At 62.9% G+C, this 20,772-nt stretch carries 18 protein-coding genes; 5 read left to right on the top strand and 13 right to left on the bottom strand.

What is annotated here, in order from left to right; translation table 11 throughout:
- Positions 1 to 12: 12 nt before the first annotated feature.
- The 3 genes from AS9A_RS13810 to AS9A_RS13800 all read right to left on the bottom strand — a co-directional run bounded on the left by AS9A_RS13810 (position 13) and on the right by AS9A_RS13800 (position 2,305).
- Complete coding sequence (locus AS9A_RS13810) at positions 13 to 894, bottom strand: ABC transporter ATP-binding protein (protein ID WP_013807665.1); 882 nt, start codon at positions 892 to 894, stop codon at positions 13 to 15.
- A gap of 140 nt (positions 895 to 1,034) precedes the next feature.
- Positions 1,035 to 1,682 (bottom strand): TetR/AcrR family transcriptional regulator, encoded by a 648-nt coding sequence (locus AS9A_RS13805; protein ID WP_013807664.1) that lies wholly within the window; start codon positions 1,680 to 1,682, stop codon positions 1,035 to 1,037.
- 137 nt (positions 1,683 to 1,819) lie between these two features.
- Positions 1,820 to 2,305, bottom strand: a complete 486-nt coding sequence (locus AS9A_RS13800) for a hypothetical protein (protein WP_041451950.1) — start codon at positions 2,303 to 2,305, stop codon at positions 1,820 to 1,822.
- A 153-nt stretch (positions 2,306 to 2,458) separates the two neighbouring features.
- Between AS9A_RS13800 and AS9A_RS13795 the strand changes: the two genes are divergently transcribed.
- Positions 2,459 to 3,319: a collagen binding domain-containing protein gene (locus tag AS9A_RS13795; RefSeq protein ID WP_013807662.1), complete on the top strand. Its 861-nt coding sequence runs from the start codon at positions 2,459 to 2,461 to the stop codon at positions 3,317 to 3,319.
- Positions 3,320 to 3,396: 77 nt separating this feature from the next.
- Here AS9A_RS13795 and AS9A_RS13790 read toward each other — a convergent pair whose 3' ends face one another.
- From AS9A_RS13790 to AS9A_RS13760, 7 genes are read right to left on the bottom strand one after another with little or no spacing between them, the layout of a single operon-like run.
- The gene (locus AS9A_RS13790) at positions 3,397 to 5,046 is read right to left on the bottom strand and encodes an FAD-dependent oxidoreductase (RefSeq protein WP_013807661.1); all 1,650 of its coding nucleotides are present in this window, start codon (positions 5,044 to 5,046) and stop codon (positions 3,397 to 3,399) included.
- Between the two features lie 15 nt (positions 5,047 to 5,061).
- Entirely contained in the window at positions 5,062 to 6,228 is a 1,167-nt protein-coding gene (locus AS9A_RS13785) for a cytochrome P450 (RefSeq protein ID WP_013807660.1), read from the bottom strand.
- Entirely contained in the window at positions 6,225 to 6,974 is a 750-nt protein-coding gene (locus tag AS9A_RS13780; RefSeq protein WP_013807659.1) for a 1-acyl-sn-glycerol-3-phosphate acyltransferase, read from the bottom strand. Before AS9A_RS13780 ends, AS9A_RS13785 begins: the two co-directional genes overlap by 4 nt.
- Positions 6,971 to 8,743, bottom strand: coding sequence for an AMP-dependent synthetase/ligase (locus AS9A_RS13775; RefSeq protein ID WP_013807658.1), 1,773 nt, complete (start codon positions 8,741 to 8,743; stop codon positions 6,971 to 6,973). The genes AS9A_RS13780 and AS9A_RS13775 overlap by 4 nt, the downstream gene beginning before the upstream one ends.
- The gene (gene mhpA, locus AS9A_RS13770) at positions 8,740 to 10,284 is read right to left on the bottom strand and encodes a bifunctional 3-(3-hydroxy-phenyl)propionate/3-hydroxycinnamic acid hydroxylase MhpA (protein WP_013807657.1); all 1,545 of its coding nucleotides are present in this window, start codon (positions 10,282 to 10,284) and stop codon (positions 8,740 to 8,742) included. Before mhpA ends, AS9A_RS13775 begins: the two co-directional genes overlap by 4 nt.
- A gap of 5 nt (positions 10,285 to 10,289) precedes the next feature.
- Positions 10,290 to 11,228, bottom strand: a complete 939-nt coding sequence (locus tag AS9A_RS13765; RefSeq protein ID WP_013807656.1) for a fumarylacetoacetate hydrolase family protein — start codon at positions 11,226 to 11,228, stop codon at positions 10,290 to 10,292.
- Positions 11,225 to 12,358: a VOC family protein gene (locus AS9A_RS13760; RefSeq protein ID WP_013807655.1), complete on the bottom strand. Its 1,134-nt coding sequence runs from the start codon at positions 12,356 to 12,358 to the stop codon at positions 11,225 to 11,227. The genes AS9A_RS13765 and AS9A_RS13760 overlap by 4 nt, the downstream gene beginning before the upstream one ends.
- Positions 12,359 to 12,464: 106 nt before the next feature.
- Between AS9A_RS13760 and AS9A_RS13755 the strand changes: the two genes are divergently transcribed.
- On the top strand, positions 12,465 to 13,103 hold the full coding sequence (locus tag AS9A_RS13755) for a TetR/AcrR family transcriptional regulator (protein WP_013807654.1): 639 nt from the start codon (positions 12,465 to 12,467) through the stop codon (positions 13,101 to 13,103).
- Positions 13,104 to 13,180: 77 nt separating this feature from the next.
- Here the strand turns inward: AS9A_RS13755 and AS9A_RS13750 are convergent, their stop codons facing one another.
- The gene (locus AS9A_RS13750; protein ID WP_013807653.1) at positions 13,181 to 16,984 is read right to left on the bottom strand and encodes an nSTAND1 domain-containing NTPase; all 3,804 of its coding nucleotides are present in this window, start codon (positions 16,982 to 16,984) and stop codon (positions 13,181 to 13,183) included.
- 57 nt (positions 16,985 to 17,041) lie between these two features.
- On the bottom strand, positions 17,042 to 17,314 hold the full coding sequence (locus AS9A_RS13745; RefSeq protein WP_013807652.1) for a LuxR C-terminal-related transcriptional regulator: 273 nt from the start codon (positions 17,312 to 17,314) through the stop codon (positions 17,042 to 17,044).
- Between the two features lie 65 nt (positions 17,315 to 17,379).
- Between AS9A_RS13745 and AS9A_RS13740 the strand changes: the two genes are divergently transcribed.
- From AS9A_RS13740 to AS9A_RS13730, 3 genes are read left to right on the top strand one after another with little or no spacing between them, the layout of a single operon-like run.
- Entirely contained in the window at positions 17,380 to 18,033 is a 654-nt protein-coding gene (locus AS9A_RS13740; RefSeq protein WP_013807651.1) for a response regulator transcription factor, read from the top strand.
- A gap of 2 nt (positions 18,034 to 18,035) precedes the next feature.
- Positions 18,036 to 19,211, top strand: a complete 1,176-nt coding sequence (locus AS9A_RS13735) for a sensor histidine kinase (protein WP_013807650.1) — start codon at positions 18,036 to 18,038, stop codon at positions 19,209 to 19,211.
- Complete coding sequence (locus AS9A_RS13730; RefSeq protein ID WP_013807649.1) at positions 19,208 to 20,287, top strand: hypothetical protein; 1,080 nt, start codon at positions 19,208 to 19,210, stop codon at positions 20,285 to 20,287. Before AS9A_RS13735 ends, AS9A_RS13730 begins: the two co-directional genes overlap by 4 nt.
- Positions 20,288 to 20,318: 31 nt before the next feature.
- Here the strand turns inward: AS9A_RS13730 and AS9A_RS13725 are convergent, their stop codons facing one another.
- Complete coding sequence (locus tag AS9A_RS13725) at positions 20,319 to 20,600, bottom strand: hypothetical protein (RefSeq protein ID WP_013807648.1); 282 nt, start codon at positions 20,598 to 20,600, stop codon at positions 20,319 to 20,321.
- Positions 20,601 to 20,772: the final 172 nt, after the last annotated feature.

The raw sequence follows: 20,772 nt of genomic DNA, 5'->3' as shown, positions 1-20,772 counted from the left end.
GGCCTTCCGCGGTCAGGCGACGTGCTTGCTGGTGATCGAGAGGAACGCGTCTTCGAGTGACGCAGAACGAATCTCGAGTTCGGAGAACGACGCTCCGGAGGTGACAAGCTCGCGCACGAAGTGGTCCGCATCATTCGTCAGGACGGTGGTGTTGCCGCGGTCGTTGTGTTCGACGCGCGCGACACCAGGGATCGAGGGCAGCTCGGGACAGATCAGCGAAACCCGTTTCAGGCTGACAAGGCCCCGAACGTCGCGGACACTTCCGTCCGCGATGACACGACCGCGGTCGACCACGGCGACCCTTTGCGCGAGTGCCTCGACCTCTTCGAGGTAGTGGCTCGTGAGCAACACCGTTCCGCCTTCGTCGTGGAACGCGCGGATTCCGGTCCAGAGTTGCCGTCGCGCCTCGACATCAAGGCCTGTTGACGGTTCGTCGAGGAAAACTACTCGCGGGTTCCCCGCGAACGCCAGCGCCACCGCGACGCGACGCTGCTGGCCGCCCGACAACCCACCGATCTGGCGGGAACACAAGTCCTGCAGGTCGAAGCGTGCGAGCAGGTCATCGCGATTCGTCGGGTTCGGATAATGCGCGGCGATGAAGTCGATGAGTTCGCCGACGCGCCACGCCTCCGGAAGCGCTGTTTGTTGCGGGGTGACCCCGATGGCCTGGCGTGTTGCCTCATCGCGCGGGTTGCCGCCACACAACTCGACCGTGCCGGAGTCCGGGCGGCGTAACCCAACAAGAAGGTTGATCAGCGTCGTCTTGCCGGCCCCGTTCGGGCCGAGCAGTCCGACGAGTTCTCCCGGTGCGATGTCGAGGGACACGCCGTCCACTGCGACGACGTCGCCGTAACGGCGGGTCACGTCGCGCACGCGCATGATGGGGCTGGTCATGACATCACCTCGGTGTGGTTGGTCATCAACTCCGGCGGTTCCGGAAAGGCGAACGGAGCCGGAAGCTGATGGGGGAGAACAGGCCACGCCTGACCAGTGCTCTCGCTAGCGAGAATCGCGTGCTCTGTTGTGAAGCTCGATCATGTCTCCGGAACCTCCTCAGATGGGTGCTGGGCGCCGGTGGCGCGTTCGAACATGGTGATGATTTGCTGCTTGTACATCTCCAGGTCGAGCTGCGGATCGGAGAGGTGAGGTGACACCCCATCAATGACGTTCCGAAGCGCTTGTGCCATGAACCGCGGGTTGAAGTCGGCGAACTGCCCCAGCTGCTGTCCGCGCTCGAAGACCTCGACGACGGGTGCGAGCGACTGTTCTTCGCCTTCGCTCGCGTCGATGCCGGGGAGGTTCGCGAGTGCTCCGCTCGAGAAGATCTCGACGAGAGCGATGATTCCCTTGGGATGAACCGCCATGTAGTCGAGGTTGGACGCGATGTACTCGCGCAGCTGTCCGGCCGGTGTCGATTCGGTGCTGACACGGGCCCCCATGTATTCACCCGCGTCGGTGTAGACCTTGATCACCAGTTGCGCGATCAGTTCGTCCTTGTTCGCGAAGTGGTACGAAATCAAACCCCTGCTGATGCCAGCGGTTTTCGCGATCTGCGCCATCGAAGCGCTGGAATAGCCAGAATCCGCGATCGTCGTGATGGCGGCGTCGATGATCTGCGCACGGCGAGCTTGCTCGATGAAGGACCGCGCGCTTTGGCTATCTGCTTTAGAATCTGGCTGCACAGCCAAAAAATAGCACAGACGGCCAGTGGGTGTCGAGGGAGTAGTTTTCATGCTCTCGACGCGTGCAGAGAAACGCACGCGGATCAGCGAGCGGGACGGTGCGTTTCCCCGCACTAGTGGGACGTTCCCTGCGCGACCTAGCGTGGCTCGCTCGACTGGATGTCCTGAACCAGTCGAGGCGTGCGCCGCTGGCCAACTCTGGACAGCCAGGACCCGACTGGGTAGGACAGTCGCACGACGAAGTAATTGACGTACTCGACGACCCCGAATGCCCACACCGCGAGAACGAGGATCGCAGCGCCCATGGTGCTGGGCATCCAGACCAGGACGCCGACCAGTCCAGCGGCGAGGAGCGCGACGTTGAATACGCGAAACCCTCTGTAAACAGCGGCGATTCGGGCTGGCATCGGTCGGGAATGAACCCAGCTGCGTGCGGCGAGCCAGTAGAGGCCGGCCTGCACGAGGATTGCCAGCAACGGGACGAGCGCACACCACATCGCCGCGGTGTTCTCAGCGGAGGTCAGGCGCGGCAGGACGACAGCGAAGACCCCTGCAGCTACAAGTTCTCCCACGCCAAGACTCAGATACTTGCGCCGCAAAGCTTCTCGTCTGTCGTGGGGCACGCCGTCGATCGTAGCGGCGGCGCGGAACATGCTGAGCAACGCGGAGGTAACGAGCGCAACTCGACAAGATCACAAACGGCAATAAGACGTAACGGACTCTCTCCAGCCCTCGATTGACCGGAACGTACGCGTTCAATAATGGGAAGGCTATCTGTGAGTCACAAGAGTTGGGTTGCGGCCGCTGCCGTACTGCCGGTGTTTTTTCTGACGGCATGCGGTGCAGACACCGAAATCACGTCTGCCACAGCAACAGGGGCTACACCGGCAACTAGCGAAGCCGCGACAACGACCGTCCCGGTAAATGAGGCTGACAACGCGGGCGGGAATGCGCCCGTATCGCCAGCGGCTCAAGAACCCTCGAGTCCCACCGAGCCAGTAGATTCAGGCAGCGCAGAAGGTAACGACGCGACTGGTACCGGTACTTTCATCATCTCGGCGGCCACCGAATCGGGTGTGCCAATCCCTGGCGTATCCGTCACCGTGACCGGTTCAAACCACTGTGAATCCGTGGAACCCACAGACTTCCAGCTGCCAACGGCAGGTATGCCGACAACTGGCGGCGATGGCACAGCAATACTGAGCGACCTGCCCGCAGGGTGCTACGGGTTCGGGCTCGTCGAACTTCCCATCGAAGCCAACCCACTGCCGACAAGCTACCTGGGAACGCAATTGGTTGCCGGACAGGAGAAAACAGTCGACCTGCTATTCCTCGATGACAGTCCAGCGATCACCGGAACTTTCCGGCTCGTCGATTCAGAAACAGGTGACCCTGTCGCTGGCCGCGAGCTCACGGTGTCCCGCTGCACCGGCGGATCCGGTGTCTTCTACACCGGGGCGACCGCAGCCGACGGCAGCGTTGCGGTGACTTCATCGCTCGACTGCGTCCAGGTGGAAGGGATACGCGGGCGCACCTCGCCCTGCACGATTGACGAGTACGGCCAGCACAGGATGCTCCGGGACGGGTTCGACGAAACACTCCACGTCACTCAGGCGGGCGCCGCAGGGAGCTGCTGACGGCTTCAATCGAACCCACCTGAGGAGCTTCAGGTAACGCTCCTTGCGCGCGATTCGAATAGCCGCTGCCTACTCCGCTACTCGTGCTTCGGACGACGCGCAACCGCCTCCAACTCGGCGGCATCGACGAGTTTTACTCGAGGTCGCCCGGCTCGATGACCCGCGGATCGCTCGTGCTGATCGATCCGCGACCATCCGTCTGCGTCGATGAGGTGAGCGCCGCGGGTCTTGAGGAGATCCATGACGTCGCCGCGCGGGATCTCGGGTGAGCGAAGTTGACCGGAAGCGAGGTCGGCGAGGATTGTGCGGGCGGTTTCCCGGCCGCAGATTCGGTTCATCCCGATACCGCCGGTGGGGCCTCGTTTGATCCACCCCGCAACGTAATGTCCTCGGGTCTGCGATACTCGGCCTTCGTCATTTGGCACAACGCAACGTCCTGAGTCGAAGGGTAAACCCGGGATAGGGCTGCCGCGATAGCCGGCGGCGCGGATGACTAGACCAGTGTCGGTCGTGAAACGCAGGGAGGTCGCGGTGACTTTCGAGTCTTCGGCGTAGACGTTGTGGACGCACGAAATCCCAGCTACGGTGCTTTCTCCAATGATCGATTCGGGGGCGACAAGGTAGCGCATCACGATGCGCCGGTTGCCGGGCGTGATCGGCTGGGCGGAAAACCTTTGGGCGATACGGATTTTCGCGGCGAGCATCGAGTCGAGCGTGCCATCGGCGAGGGCCGCCGCCGTTGCTGCGGGGAGCCGCAGGTCATCGGGATCGATCACGATGTCGACTCCTCGTAGGTTGCCCAGCGCAGCGAACTCACCGATGGTGTGGGCGGCGTCAGCAATCCCTCGCCGACCCAGTACCACCACCTCGCGCACTTTCGAACGTCGCAGCGCCGCGAGGGCGTGATCAGCGATATCGGTGGGCGCCAGGGACTCCGGATCACTGACGAGGATCCGGGCCACGTCGAGGGCGACGTTGCCATTTCCGACGATAACCGCAGTCTCACCGGATAGATCGAACTGCTCGTGGGCGAAGTCGGGATGGCCGTTATACCAGGCGACGAATCGGGTCGCGGAGACTGAGCCGTGCAAATCCTCCCCGTCGATACCAAGCCGTCGATCATGTGCGGCACCGCTGGCGTGTAGCACAGCGTCGTAACGCGTGGTCAACTCGTCGAGAGTGATGTCACGCCCGACTTCGACGTTGAGGAAGTAGCGGAACAACCTCCTTGCAGCGGTGGCGGCGAACATCCGCGTGACCGCTTTCGTGGACTGGTGATCGGGCGCGACCCCAGCCCGCACCAGTCCATACGGGGTGGGCAGGCGCTCGAACATATCGACCGACACTCCAGGCTGTGAAAGCAGTTGCTCTGCAGCATAGAACGCCGACGGGCCGCTGCCGATGACAGCAATGTGCGCGCGCCGAGGCGGCGACGGCAGTGGCAGCGCGACTGGCTTACGCCGAATCGGCTGGTGGTCGGTGTAGTACGCGGCATTGAGGTCGATGAAGTGGCGATTGGTCTCGTCGAGTTTGTCGTCGGGTTTGATCGCTGAGACGGGGCATTCGTCGACGCACGCGCCGCAATCGATACAGCCGGCCGGATCGATGTAGAGCATCTCGGCGGTCGCGAAGCCGGGTTCGTCAGGGCTGGGATGAATGCAGTCGACGGGGCAGACCGACAGACAGCTGGCGTCGTTGCAGCAGGCCTGCGTAATGACGTGTGCCATCGAATTCCTTGTGTATCAGTTGAATCGGGCGGTGAACGAGGCGAAGCCCTGGAGGGTGTTGTTCAGTACAGGTACTGGATCGCTGACGGTGATCGTGTCGACCCGCGGGAGCATGGCGTGCAGGAGGGTCTGCATCTCGAGTTTCGACAGTTGCATGCCGACGCAGGTGTGGATGCCGTGACCCCAGCCGAGGTTGCTTCCGCGCCGGTTCAACGTGAATCTTTCGGGCTGGTCGAAGTGGCGTTCGTCCATGTTGCCCGCGGCGTAGAGCAGGACCACTCGCTCTCCCCGGTCGAGTCGGATGCCGTGCAGTTCGGTGTTCTGCGCGACCATTCGAGTGAACCCGCGAATTGGAGATGCCAGTCGAACGGCCTCCACGACCGCTGTCGGGACGAGGCTGGGATCTTCGCGCAACTGCCGCCAGACACCGGGCACTGTTCCCAAACTCCAGAGCAGCTGTGCTGTAGCAAGAATCGTGGTGTCCAGGCTGGGTGCCACGAAGTCGATGATCATGTTCTTGGCTTCGATCGTGGAGATTTCGCCGCGATCGGCTGCGTCGAAGATCGAGGACGCCCAGCTGCCAGGCTTCACGGCCGCACGGTTCAGACGCAGCGTGTACAGGTACAGAGCGAGCGAGCGATGAAAGGTTGACAGTGACCGCAGGTTAGCCGGACCGAGCCCGTCAAAAGTTGCCCCGGCCCATCGCAGCATATGGTGCGGAGTGACCTTGACGCCGACAAGTTCCGCGACCGCCTGCACAGGGAGCCGGGCGGAGAAGTCTGCGACGCCGTCGAAAGAGTCCTGCTCGAGTAACCGTTCGACCGTCTCCACGGCTTCAGCCGCGAACACGTCCGCGGACGGTGAAAGCGCCCGCGATGTCAGCGACCGCATCAGGATCATGCGGCGCGTCAGGTGGGTTGAACTGTCACTGGAGAGTGTGGTGTATCGCCCGAGCGCGTTGGCAATCGGGTTGGCCGCGACACCTTGTTTACTGAGGTAGGTCGTATCGTCGCGCAACGCTTCGCGCACATCGTCGAACCGGCCCATCGCCCACATTCGATGCCGGGGCAGCCACACGAGTGGACCAGTGTCGCGTATCTGCCGGTAGACGGGCTGCGGATTCTTCAGCGTGGCATTGCTGTACAGGTCGATGTCAACCGAAGGGACACTGAGACTCTTCATCGGACCAATCCATCGAGGCGTGCCTGCATCGCCTGCTCCACCCGGGCGGCGAAGTCTTCAGGCCTTTCACCCGCTTCGGGGTGCATCGCCGGAAGCACCGCTGTGGTGATCTTCACGGGCAGTGGCAGGTACGGGAGGATCGTGGTGATTCCGATCGTCAACCCCCAGGGAATCGACAGTGTCACCGGCAGCGTTTTCACGCGCAGGAGGCGGGGGAGGGAGAGTGCCTTCGCCAGTTTCTGCCCGTCGGACAGCACGAACAAGGAGTTGCCAGCACCGGCCGTGACCACGGGTACGACCGGGACCTCGTGTTTCATCGCGAGCCGCGCGTAGCCGCTTCGTCCACCGAACTTGATGCGATGGCGCTCCTGGTACGGTTTGGCCGCATCGACGTCACCGCCGGGAAAGACGGCGACATACTGTCGGGCAGCGAAGGCTTCGTCGGCCGACTCTTTGCTGGCCGGTCGGCATCCCAGTCGCTCGGCGATCCTGCCAAAGCCCAGTGTCCAGGCAATCTGGTGGGTCAGGAAGACGACGCTGTCGCTAACACCTAGTTCGTCGAGTGTGGCGCCGAGGGCGCAGACGTTGAGGTCGGTGATTCCCCCGTGTCCGTGGTTGCTCACCAGCAGTGCCGGTGCGGATGGCAACGGCGAGTCGACGTGCAACTCATGCTGGTTGTGGCGGCGAACGATCGCCAATCCGGCCCGGCGGACAAGGTTAGCCGCGGCGCTGTGTGTGGTCGTCATGCGCGTTTTCCTGAGTAGATGTCGTCGATGAGCGAGGCGTAGTTACGCATGACCACGGGACGCTTCACCTTCAGGCTCGGCGTCAGTTCACCGCTTTCGACAGTGAGTTCGCGGGGGAGGATGCGGTATTGCTTGACCGTCTCCCACTTGTTCAGTCCCGCGTTGACCTTCTTGAGTGCACCGGTGATCGTTGCCTCGGCGTCCGCGGCCTGGCCGATGGCGTCGGGGTCGAGGGTCAGCAGCACACTCGCGAAGTTGCGGCCGTCGGCGACGACTATTGCGTTCGAGATCATCGGGCATTCGGCCTTGATCGCAGATTCGATCGCCGTTGGCGCGATGTACTTGCCGCCGCTGGTTTTAAACAGGTCCTTCTTGCGGTCGGTGATCGCGAGGAAATTCTCATCATCGAGTTCGCCGATGTCACCGGTGGCGAACCAGCCGTCGCTGTCGATCACCTCGGCGGTCTTATCGGGGAGATTGTGGTAGCCGCGCATGACGCCCGGGCCGCGCAGCAGTATCTCGCCATCATCGGCGATACGTACTTCAGTACCCGGGAATGGTTGCCCGACTGTGCCGATCTTGACGTTGCCGGGCCGGTTGACGAAGGAAGCGCCTGTGGTTTCGGTGAGTCCGTAACCTTCCAGAATCGGCAGACCCGCGGCCGCGAACCACTCGGCGATCCGCGGCGGAAGAGCGGCGCTCCCCGAAACGAGGTATTCGAGGTTGCCGCCAAAGCGTGCGCGAATCTTGCTGAACACCAGGCGATCAGCGATGGCCAGTTGCGCGGCCCGCCACGGCGGGACGACTTTGCCCGCAGCCTTGCGACGCACCGCGTCGATGCCGACCTTGAACGCCCACGCGAAGATCTTGGCCTTGAGTCCGCCCTCGCTCTCGGTGGTGGAGACGACGCGGCTGTAGATCTTCTCGAAGACGCGCGGCGCAGCGGCCATGAAGGACGGCTGGATGAGTCCGATGTTGTCCACGATGCGGTCGATGCGGCCGTCGATGGCGGTGATGAAACCGACCTCATACTGCGCGGCGAGCAGTAGCTTGCCGAACACGTGGGACAGCGGCAGCCACAGGAACTGCACGTGATCGTGCCGGATGACGTTCTCCGAGGCGACCGCCGCCCCGAGGTAGAGCCAGTTGCGGTGCGTGAGTTCAACGCCTTTGGGACGTCCGGTGGTGCCGGAGGTGTAGACAATCGTCGCGAGGCTGTCGGGCGTGATCCCGGCGACTGCCTGGTCGACGAGGTCTGGGTGTTCGCTGAGGTGATCGCGGCCGAGTTCCGCGAGTTGGCCGAGCGACAGCACCCTGTCACCATCGCCGGCGCCGTCGAACAGCACGACGTGCGTGACGTCGCCGACGAACTTGCGGCCGCTGCGCAACTTCGCTAGCTGTGTCTCGTCTTCAGCGAACACAACGACGGCTCCGCAGTCACGGAGAATGTAGTCGACATCGTCGGCGTTGGTGCTCGGATAGACGGTGGTGGTTGCGGCGGCGGCCAGTGCCACCGCCACATCGGCCAGCACCCATTCGAGCCTGGTTGTCGCAGCGATCGCTGCCCGCTGCTCGCGCTGAACACCGAGAGCGAGGAGCCCAGCGGCGAGTTCCCGCGCCCGCAATTCTGTATCGGCCCATGTGAGCGAACGCCACTTGCCGTCTTCTGCGGGAGTGCGAAATGCCTCACGGTCGGCCGAACGGTGACACTGTTCGAGAAACAGTGCGGCGGTTGATGAGTGGGCCAGGGGCGGTGCTTGAGTCGTCATCGGAATTCCTTGACGGTCGTCGGGTTGATGCCGGCCGCGGCGAGCTGCCGCTGCCACGTTCGCAGGTCGGGGGAGCCAGCGGCGGCCGCGACGATGCGGTCCGGGCGAATCAGCACGGCATCGGCGCGGTAGAAGTCGAGTAGTGCCTGTGCTTCAGTGTCGTCAGCACCGACTCGAACAACTGACAGGCCCAGTGATTCGAAGAAACTACGGGTCTCGGCGTCGAAGGCGGCCGTGCGGTCCGCGCCGCGATAGATGATCGCCCAATTCAGTCCGATCAGTGCATCGAGGCGTTGACCGCCGATGACTGGCTGAGCGAAGACATCGCCGGTCCGTTTGCCTCGGCCGCCATGGTGAACGAGTGGGCCCTTGCCAAAGGTGGGCCACAGCGCGGCGACGAACTCGTCCTCGCCGCCGGTTAGCCGAGTGACCGCGCGGATCGCGCCGTTGCGTGCCGAGTTGAATTGCGCCGGACCGCCGGTCATCGCGGCGCCGACGACGATCGCCAGTTGTACAACGCGGCGGGCGTACGGTCGGCGTTCCGCCTCGTAGGTGCCGAGAATCCGATCGTCAGCCGTGCCGTCCAGTACGAGGGCGAGCTTCCAGACGAGGTTCGCAACGTCGCGTATACCGGCGCACAGGCCTTGACCGATAAAGGGCGGGGTCTGATGTGCCGCGTCTCCGAGCAAGAACACCCGGCCTCGCTGCCACTTGTCGGCGACGACACCGCGGAACGTGTAGCAGGTCTGGCGCAGGAAGGTGACCTTCTCCAAGTCGATGCCTTCGAGCCAATGCCGGGTCAGTTGTAGCACCCGATCATGGGTGAAATCCTCCGGGCGCTCGCCTGCCTTGAGTCGGAACTCCCAACGGTAGCGCTCGGGAGTTATCGGCATGAATGTTGCCGCGCGGTCACTGTCGCATACCTGCTGGACTCCGTCGTAGACATCGAGCGGTTCCGTGGTGGCAATGTCGACGACCAGCCATTGCTGCTGAAAGCGGAAGTTCTCCATCTTGGCGCCGACCACACCGCGAGTCAGGCTGTTTGCGCCATCGCAGCCGAGTACTGCATCGGTCCAGACCTCATGTTCGGTGTCGCCTTCGCGGTACCGAACGCGCACGGCCCCAGGGCCCCCGGGTGCTTGTACGACTGCGAAGACCTCAACGCCGCCGCGGAACTCGACCGAGGGGTACTTGTCGAGCGCTTTGCGCAGCACACCTTCGAGGTCGGGTTGATCGAACATGTTTGCTTGGGGGTAACCATGAATCTGACGCTCGCGGCGAAGATCGGTAAGAACGCGATGCCGGGCGTCCGTGAGGCGCATACCAGGCGCTGGCCGGGAGATCGCATTCACGTCATCTTCGAGGTCCATCGCGGCGAAGATCCGGAAGATCTCGTCGTCGAAGTGGACGGCGCGGGGGAGGGGGTAAACCTCCGGCCAGCGTTCGAGTACCAGTGTCTGAATGTTGCGCTGGCCGAGCATGATCGCGGCGCTAGCACCGGTGGGGCCGGCCCCAATCACCACGGCTGGGATGTACAGCATGTCGTTTACCGAACCGTGTTGTGCTGAGTTCCGAGGTCGAGCGCGCCATCGTCGGTGCGGATCGAAGTTACGACCCGGTCGCCGGGCTTGAGATACGCGCTGCGTTTGGCTTGTCCTTTGATGAAGATCTGCCATTTGGTGTCTTCAGGGAGCAGTCCACCGACCTTCTGCGCGATTGCTTTCGGCGGCTGCAGGGCGACACCACCCGGCGTGCCGGTGAGGATCAGGTCACCTATCTCGAAGTTCTCAAGCTGGGAGAATTCGGTGAGGGTTGCTGCGGGCTTGAACACCATGTCGTCGGCGAGCGCGTCCTGCCGCTTGGTGCCGTTGACTGACAGCGTGAGCCGCAGTTCCGCCCAGCGGGCGACCTCGTCAGCGTTCTCCGGTACACACAGGTAGGGTCCGACCGGGCAGAAGGTGCGGTAACTCTTGCCCTTGTACCACTGGCCTTGCGGCAACTGGATGTCCCTGGCGCTGACATCGTTCGCGACCACGAAGGCGCCGACGTATTCGGCTAGGTTCTGCGGCGTCACGGTTACCGGTTCCGTGATCGGCTTACCAACAACGATCCCGAGTTCGACTTCGTAGTCGAGCAATTGCACATGCGGCGGGCGGACGATGTCGTCTTCGGCGCCGCACATCGAGGCGGTTGATTTGGTGAACAGCATGTTGAACGCCCGGTTCGGATCCATGCCGGACTCAATCATGTGCGACCGGTAGTTCGCGCCCTGGCAATGCACCCGTGCGCCAGGCAGGGGATTCAACGGTGTGACGTCCGCGAGTGGAATTCCTTTGGCTTTAGGGTTGGCCAGCACCTCGCGGGCGGCCTTGACCCCCTCGCTGAGAACCTCTGCAGTGGTCTCGTAGGTGCTTGGCAGCGGGAGTATGTCGGTGCCGCGGACGACACCCCAGCCGTCGCTGTACCGGATCAGGTTGTTGCTCATTTCAGGGCTACTTTCGCAAGGCCCAGCAGGCGCCGGGCGGTGAATTCGTTGTCGCGGTCGGCGAGTGCCGACGCGATCTGCTTGATGAAGTGCGGAGACGGGTTGGCTTCGAGGAAGTCACGGGTGACGGCCGGACCCCACTGCGAGAGTCTGCTGGCTGACATCTCGGCCCAGCCCGGTTCGACGGTGTTGTCGAACATGTCGCCGTCAGTGAAGTGTTCGACGAGGAAGCCGTCCGGATCGCGCCAGTAGTCGAATAGTTGGCTGCCTTCGATGTGGCGCCCGATGCCCCACGAGTGCTTGTAGCGGTTTTCCTTCAAGTACTCACTGCCCGCGGCGAGTGCATCGAGATCGGCGACCTGGAACGCGGAGTGGATGTACTTGCGGCCGGGTCCGAGCGTCATCGCGAGGGTGTGGTGGTCGGCCGGGGTGCTGCCGCGGTCGCAGCGGATGAACGCCATCGTGGGCCCTTGGTCACGCTGACCGGGGAAGTAGAGAAAGTCGCTGACGATCAGGCCGAGTTTCTGCTGGTACCAGTCGAGTGCCTTGTTGAAGTTCGTGGATTCGAGCACGACGTGGCCCAGTCGCTCGACCCGCGCCGGTTCACGCGGCGGCCGCTGAGTGGCGTTGACGCGGTTCAGCTCACCGTTGGTGTTGAAGATGAGCTTCCGCTGGAGGATCGGAAGCTCGGGGAGTTCCTCGACGCCGGCGACAACGCGGAGCGGGATCCCGGACGGATCGAGGAGATCGACGCCGACACCACCACCTGGACTCGGCAGCGTGTAGGCCGATGTATTCGCCGCCCGGGCAAGTCTGTGCACGTCAGCGATGTCGGCCGCCTTGAAGGCCGGGCCGACGAAGCGCGACTTCTCGCCCTGGCGGATGACGACGCAGTGTGTTCCGGCGAGCGCGCCGCGCAGATAGAGCGTGTCCGCGGTGCGGGCGGCGGTGATGAAGCCGAAGTCGTGCGCGAAGCGTTCAGCCGCGTCGAGGTCGGGCTTCTCGAACTCTAGCCACGCGAGATCTTCGACTTTGATTACCGGGTTTTTGGCCTTGTGCACGCGGTCTCCACGCACGGCGCCCTGCTCGCTGTGCAGCCCCTCGTGAACGTCCTTGGTTGGTATGGTCATATCCGATTCCTTCCGCGGTACTGATGACAGCATCAGTTACGGGAGGCTAGTTGTCAACAACTCTCAAGACTGATGAAAGAATCAGTTTTGTGTTAGCGTGGAGTGCATGACTGAGCCAGTTGCCGTGAATCGACTCGAGCGGCGCAAGGCGCGGACGCGAGCCGCTCTGATCGCGGCCGCGCGCACACTACTCGCCCGCGACGGCGGGACGGAAGCGAGCATCCAGGAGATCACTGACCTCGCTGACGTCGGTTTCGGATCCTTCTACAATCACTTCACCACGAAGGCAGAATTGTTCGATGCCGCAGTGGCGGAAACGCTCGAAGAGCACGGCGCGTTGGTCGACCAGGTCACCCAAGGCATCGAAGACCCAGCTGAAGTGTTCGCCGCGGGTGTCCGGCTCACTGTCCGGCTCTTTCGCACACATCAGCAGCTCGCGCAAATCATCACCAACACAGGGCCTGCCTACCTGAAGTCAAGCACTGGATTGGCGCCGCGGGCGCTCCGCGACATTCAGCACGCCCTAGACGCCGACCGCTTCGACGTCGAAGATCCGGTGGTCGCACTGGCCTGCACCGGTGGCGCGATCCTCGGTGCCCTGCACATCATGGAAGGCCGCTCGGGCATGGAAATCGACCAGACTGCCGACGAAGTGGCCAGAAACATGCTGCGCATGTTCGGTCTTTCCAGCGAGGAGGCGCGGGAGATCGTGTCGCGGCCCTTGCCTGACTGTGGAACTCGGTGACGTAATCGCCAAAATCCAGGTGTTGCAAGGACCCACCGAAACCGAGGCCGTTTCGATGGTGCGCTTCTCGGCACGTGTCAATCACACAGTTCGAACTGCTCCGCGCCCTCGACGTACTGGTCCCACTCATCGGCACTGATCGGGGTGCCGCGCTGGCGGCAGATATCGGCCGCGGCGGCCTCAGGGTCGGTGCTCCATACCTTGACGTGGTACGACCAGCCCGAGGCCGCGAGGCGGCTTCCATCGCCAATGAACACGGCGTCATTCACCCGGCCCTCATAGGCGGCCGGAGTGCCGATCAACGACACGTCAGCAGGGTCGGTGACGTCCCAGAGCCAGATGTTCTCTCCCGCTGTCGCGGACAGAGCGCGCCCATCAGGACTGAAGTCGAGGGACGTGACCTCAGAGCGCGGACCTGTGAGAGTCGCGAGAATGGTGACGTCATCTGGGTCCTCTACGCCGTACAGCCGGATGATGTTGTCGCCACCCCCGCCCGCTACGGCGAGCATGGTGCTGTCGTGGTTGAACTTCACAGCGGGCACTGATCCGCTGAACGTTCCGAAGTCGCCCCGTGCGGGCTCAAAGTTGGTTGTGTCGATGACACGCCACAGTTTGAACTCACTGGCAGACGAGCCTGCGGCGAGGAGTTTCCCATTCGGGCTGAAGTCGATCATTTCGCCGTGGCCACCGCCCAGGTCGAGGTCAGGAAGTTCCTGGGGAGCTTCGGGGTCACGGACATCCCAGACGAAGACGTACGCGCCGGCGTATGACGGTGCGGCGACCAGTGACTTATCCGGGGCAACGGCGAGCGAAGGGATGAGTGAGTCGCCGTTGTTACTGAGCTGGCCGACCTGCCGGGGTGTGTGCCCATCTCCCAGGTCGAACAGCAGGATGTCACCCTCGAGGGTGCCCGCCGCGAGGAACTCGCCGTCGGCGGAAACGTCGCCTGCGGCGCTGTGCTCGTCGACTTCGACCCGGCTGAGCCGCGCTGGCTTCGCGGGATCCTGGACGTCGAAGACGTGCACCGCGCGATCACCGCGCCCCGCGGTGACGATTATCCTGTCCCGCTCGTTGTTGTAGCGCATCTGGAAGACCACGCCGGTGATTCCTTCAACCACTGGCCCGGGTACTTGCCAGAGCCGTGCGATGCCGTCGCTCGCACCTGCGATGAGTGTCTGCTCATCGGGTGTGAAGGCAACTGACGTGACCAGGCCGGGGGTCTGGAAACTCGAGACGATAGCGCCGTCGCTCCAGTCACGTATCTGCGCGGTCTGGTCCGAACTCCCGACCGCAAGATGACGGCCGTCGCGAGTGAACGCAACGTCGTTCACCCAGCTGTCGAAACCCGAAAAGGACTCGAGCACGAGAGGTGCGTCAAGGTTGCTGATGTCCCATCGCTGGACATCGGTGGCGCTTGTCGCTGCTGCGAGAAACCGTCCGTCCGGGCTGAACGCTAGGCCCATAGCGACGATAGCGCCGTCACCGTCAAGGGGAACGCTCGCGACTTCGCTCGGTTCCGATGCTGGATCGCTGACATCCCACAGCTTCACTTGACTGTCGGCAGCGGACGTCGCCATAAACTGGCCGTCGTCCGTAAAGGCGATCGCCGAAGCCGCTATCGAGAGCGGGGCGTCGACGTCAACGGGTGGGAGGCTGACAGGCTGCTGCAGGTTGGTGATGTCCCAGCGAAGCACTCCGCCGTCGGGTGTGCCCGCCGCGAGCATCTGGCCGTCCGGGCTGACCGCGACAGCGTGGATGGAGTCGCCGTCGGTGTCCAGCGCTGTGACGAATTCGGGCGCAGACCCGTCGACTCCCCACAGCTCGACGCCGTCACTCCCGCCCAGCGCCACGAGGGAACTGTCAGGGGTGAAGGCAACAGCGAACGAGACATGTCGTTCAGCCTCGGAAGCGAACTCCGCGGTCAGCACAGGCGCGCCTTCAGCGGTCAGTTGGTAGATCCGTGCGATCCCGTCTGCCGTCGACGTCACCAGCATCGAACCGTCAGGACTGATTGCCACGCCCATCGATCCGGGGCTGTGCACCAGTCGCGTGGGGGTCCCCACCGCTGTCGCGTCCATCAGCGCCGTGGTCGCCTCCGTCGTTGGGAAGATGCGATACGCGGCCAGAGCTAGTTGGGCGGCGAGCTCGGGGGAGTCAGCACGCATGAGCCGGGACTCGAGAGCTACTTGGCGGGAGAGCGCCTCGTTGCGGCTGAGCTCGGCGGACTGGCGCTGGTTGTTGGCGTACACGCCGGCGCCGACAGCCCCGAGTGCGGCCACCACGGCGATGACGGCGATGACGGCGAGAGTGACGTTGAGCCGATGGAGCTTGCGGCGGCGCTGGCGTTCCGCTTCGGCAAGCTCGTGATGGTGTGCCGCGCTGGCGGCCAGGTATTCGCGTTCCAGATTGTTGAGGTCGCGTTCGTGGTCGTCGGTGCGGGCCCACTGCCCGAACACTTCGAGCCGTCCGGCGCCCAGCAGAGCGCTTCTATCGCGGTCCGAATCGACCCACACCTGTGCGGCGGACGTGAGACGGCGATGCACGACGAGGCCGTCCTTGTTGTCCTGGATCCACCCCTGCAGCCGGGGCCATTCGCGCAGCAGAACCTCGTGCGTTACTTCGACACTGTCTTGCGTCACGGTGAGCATGCGCTGATCGGTGAAGGCTTCGATCACCTCCCGCACGTCGTCCGGGCGCTCGACGTCAAGGACCTCGGTGAGGGGTGCTCGACGTCGCGTTTCCGTCGTACCGTCGGTGCTGACGAGCCGCTGAAATACGCGCCGCGCCGCGGTCTGCTGCGCGGGTGTCAGACCGTCGAATACCCGGTCGGCGGTCTGCTGGACGGCTTCCTTAATGCCGCCCGTCGCGTAGTAATCGGCGACCGTCATACGTTTCCGCTTCGACAACGCACAGGTGCTCAGCAATGCGTGTGAAAGTAGCGGGAGTGCGCCCGCGTCGTGCGTTGCAGGAGAGTCGCGGGGCGCGAGGTCATCGGTCAGCACGCGGACAAGTTCGTCATCGATGATGTACCCGGCGACGTGCGCGGGTTCGGTGATCGCAGCGCGCAATTCTTCCGCCGACAGGGTCCCGACGACGAGTGAATTTTCGTTCAGGGCCCGGACGAGCAAGGGTTCGGCCACCGCGTGACTGTAGAAATCCGCGCGGAGACCGATAACCAGCCGAACCTCCGGCGGATACGATAAGAGTTTCTTCAGGAACTGCCTACGCTCGTGAGCGTCATTGCACTGGGACCAGACTTCTTCAAACTGGTCGATGCAAAGAATTGCGTTCCTATTGTCCTTCGAAATACCTACATCATTTAGCGTGGCATAAGGATGCTGCCCCGGAGTGATCACATGCAACACCGCACCGTTAATCCCGGCTTTGCCGCTTTGAATCGTCGCTGCGATCCCCGCACGAATCAGCGACGATTTACCAGAGCCGGACGGCCCAATAATGACAAGCGGAACGTGCGGTCTCGAAACGAGTTGTTCAATAGCGGAGGAAACAAGAGCGTTGCGTCCGAAGTACCACTGCGCATCGGCCTCAGTGAAGCTGTCGAGACCTTTGTAAGGGACGGTGATTTCTTTGCTGCCGCGCCCGGGAGTGCGGCGCGCCCGTGCCACGGCGTCCCACCACGTGCGTCTGGACGCTGAGTCGGTGACGCCAAGCGTGTTGAGCACACCAAAGAACCCGTCCTGCATCGCTTTAGTTGGGACATGCTGTCCAGAAAACCAGCCTGACGTCGTCCCGTACGGAACGCGGGATTTGTCGGCGACCTCACGAACGGTGAGCCCGGCTTCCTCGCGCAGCGCGGTCAGGGCCGCGCCTAGATCGAGCCGGTTCTCAACAGTTGATGGATCGGTGGCATCGGCCTTCACGACGAATACGCTAAACGACTTTCATCCCCTTTACACGTAAAGGGAAATTTATGGCAATCAGAGTTCTTCTATATCCACGATGCCGTCTTGGAGAGCCCGGGCAACGAGTGACGCTTTCGTCGGTGCAGCGCGACCGACCGCACTGTACTTCGCCCGTATACGCCCGAGGTGCGTGTTGATCGTCCCGAGGGAGACGTGGAGCCGAACACCCACTTCGGACTTCGAGTCGCACGCAAACCACGTCCGCAGAACCTCCACTTCGCGTCGAGACAGCGACGGTCGCGGCAGCGGCGGAGGATGGTGGTATCGGTGCACGGTAGACATCATCATGAGCAACTCCTAGTTGAGGGGACCCGGAAGGCCCTGCCGGGTGTCGTCGGAATAACGACATCGGAATGAAGACATCGTCGAACAAAAAACCTGCAGGCAGCAATGCGATTCGGGAAGTCCATCCAAAGTCCATCCACGTTTGCAGGGAACCGGACATTGCTCTCAACCTGCGCTTTCTTAGAGACTGTCATACGGGCGGCGCCGTTGCCGTGACGCAGGTGGGCCAAACCCAGGGCTCGCGCGCTAATGTCGTCACACTCCATGAGCACGGACTGAATGTGCTGGTGCTGACTTCCGGTGACGATCGCTACCTGATCCGGTCGGCGGCCAAAGGAGGAGTGCTCGGAGTCGTCCTCAAATCCGAACCGCCCGCGGTCGCCCTCGATGCGATTCGTGAAGCCGCAGCAGGACGACCAGTCGTGACCATCGATTGGGCTGCAGCCATCGACAGCGACCCCGAACTCCACGACGTTCAATTGACAGACCGGCAACGGGAAGTGCTTGCGCTGTACGCGTCGGGCGAGAAGGCGGCAAGCGTGGCACGGAGAACCAACCTCTCCGTCGAGACCGTCAACGACTATCTCGGCCGGATACGACGCAAATACGCCGAAGTCGGCAGGCCGGCCCCGACGAAGATGGACCTCTATAAACGTGCTCTCGAAGATGGGTGGTTGCCGCTGCCGCGAAAACGCCGCACGCGCTCCCATGACGGAGGCTAAACGTGCAAGGAGATGCCGAGCGGGGCTCAGCTGAGAAACTAGCGCGGAGCTTTGCGCAGTTCATCGGATGGGGTGCGGTGTTCTACGCCGCAACGATGGTTCCGCTCGTGATGTCGCAGGTTTCACTTAATCCGTGGTGGTGGACTCCGCTGTTTGTGGTTTTGATGTTCGGCACCTCGATCGCACTGATTCCTGTCAGTAGGTGGGGCAGCTACAGAGCACTGAAGCGCACCATCAATCTGTACGCGGTGATCAACGTGCTGGCCTCTGTGAGCTGGCTGCTGACGTGGACAGGGGAGCGGCTGCCAACCGAGACGGGCACGTGGATTAGCTACTTCCCGGGCCTCGCGGCGGTGGCGGGGGCAATCATCTGGCGCTTGAGTTCGGTCCTCGTGTATGTGGCGCTGGTGACCCCGCTAGGAACATACACCGGTTACACGGCGCGCTGGCAGGAGGGAGACGAGCCGCTTGCCTCGGTTCTCGTCGGCGGAGTGCTGTTTTCCCTCCTGTTTGCTGCAGCCGTGTTCGCGCTCGTTCGGTCTGGGCGCTTGCTCGATGCGACGGCGCGTGCCGCGCGAGTTCAGGCGGTTCAGACTTCGGTAACCGAAGCCCGGACCGCAGAGCGGAGGCGCGTCAACGCGTTAATACATGACGGCGTCATGGCGACGCTGATCGCTGCGGCAAGGACACAGAACTGCGCTGAGCTCGCGCGCCAAGCGTCGTCATCGCTCGGGGAACTCAAACGAGCTCGGGAGGACGACGGGCATATAGAGGCGATGAGTCCACACCAATTCCTCACCAGCTTGCGCGCCACGGTGTCGGAAATCGAGGATAGCGCGCGGCTAGTCGTGACAACTGAGCCGCAGGGCCACATGGTTCAGATTCCGGCGCATGTCACCCAGGCGTTCTCGGCGGGCGTCGCGGAATCTCTACGGAACGTGCAGCGTCACGCTGGACTGGGAGCGAACTGTGAGGTTCGCGCGCTGGTCGGGCCCGGAATCAGAGTCGACGTCGTCGATGATGGGGCTGGCTTTGAGACGAAATCGGTGCCTGCGCACAGACTGGGCTTGCGGGGAAGCATCAGGGATCGCTTCGCCCAACTGGAGGGCGGCAGCTCGTACGTTGAGTCGGCACGAGGGCGCGGAACACTGGTGTCGATGAGGTGGAACATCGCATGACTGCTCAACGGAGCACCCTCGCTGCTGGACGCAGGTGGGATGTCAGGGACGCCACCGGGATGCGCACTACTTTCGGTCGGATGCTGGCAGTTGTATTCTGCGCAGTTCAGTTGGCCCAGGCGCTGAACAGCACCGACGGGATCCGGCACGTATGGATCATCGTCGTGGCGTGGGTTCTCCTCAGCGGTGCGGTCGCTGGAGTCATGCTACTGCCCGGAGACCCACTTCCCCTCCAATCTGCGATCGCATTGGCATTCACTGCGCCGATAGCGTCAGTACTCGTTCTCAGTCAGCTGCCAGTCCCCGTTGCCCATGCGGGCCAGTTATGGTTCCACCCCTTCCTGGTTGCCTACTTGGTGTTCATGTGTGTCCGTGGCGCTGTCGGCTGCGCATGGGCTGGCATGCTCATTCAGACGTTGACCGTCATTGCGTGGGCATCTATGACGGGACAGGGCGTCGTGGTGGGCTTCGCATTGACGGCGATGAACCTTGTTCCACTTTTGATGGCCACATTCTTTGCCTACAAGGTCCGTCCCGTCGCGCGCGCGATCGTCGTCCTTTGTGACGAGGCCAACCAGCGTGCCGCGCAGCAAGCGGCGGCGCTCGCGGCCAGCGATGAACGAGACCGTGGCCTTGCAGAAGTTGACCGCTTGGTGCGTCCGATTATGGAACGCATTGCCTCCGGAGCCGAGTTGACGCTCGAGGAACAAGCTGAGTGCCTGCTCCTCGATGCTCAGCTTCGCGACCGGATCCGGGGCAGCGCCCTTGTGGATGAGCGAGTTATCGAACTTGCCCGAGCGGCGCGCCAACGCGGTGTCACGGTGACACTTCTTGACGACGGGGGCGCAGAAGCGCAACCGGAACACTACATACAGACGGTCCGCGCTCAGCTGTGCGCCGCGCTCGAGCGGGCGCGTTCGGGGAGCATTACCGCCCGAGTTCACCCACCTGGACGAGAAGTGCTTGCGACCGTGTTAGTGCAAGACACCGAAGGGGAGCGGCTGATCGAAGTTGATCCGCAGGGCCGGGTCGGGGCGAGCGAGGGAGTGGTGGAGCCCGCTGAGGCTGGAGCTTAGGGGGAGCCCCAGCGGGTCCGCACAGTCCCGTCTACCAGGGAAGGAGCTGGGGAATTGTGGTGATCGCGTCCCTCGCAATACCTGCGCCCTCTCCGATCGCCAAACCTCCAAGGTCGAACACCTGCGGCACGTACCCATATCCGTAGCCCCAGTAGTACGGGGAATACCCGTAATACGGGAGGTTCGACATCAACTCGATGCTGCCGATTGACAGCGTTGACGAGAGATCTTGAGCGTTCGCCAGCGGACCTGTCAGCAGTATCGATGACGCGAGTATTGCAGATACGGCGCTGGTACGAATGAGCGTTTTCATGGGTGTTCCTTTGATAAGAAGTTCCGGAGATGCGGTCGCGCGGTTCGGGACTGAAAGCTGTTGAGCGCCCTGCAACGTCGCTCCTGAGGTGCTTCCGCGTGACTGCTACGGGAAACGCTAGAGCTACTTGGGTCTGACAGGAATCCACAAGTTTGACGCCCCCAGCGCTGGG

Source organism: Hoyosella subflava DQS3-9A1 (assembly GCF_000214175.1).
GTDB lineage: Bacteria > Actinomycetota > Actinomycetes > Mycobacteriales > Mycobacteriaceae > Hoyosella > Hoyosella subflava.
This window is presented reverse-complemented; position numbering and strand designations above follow the sequence as displayed.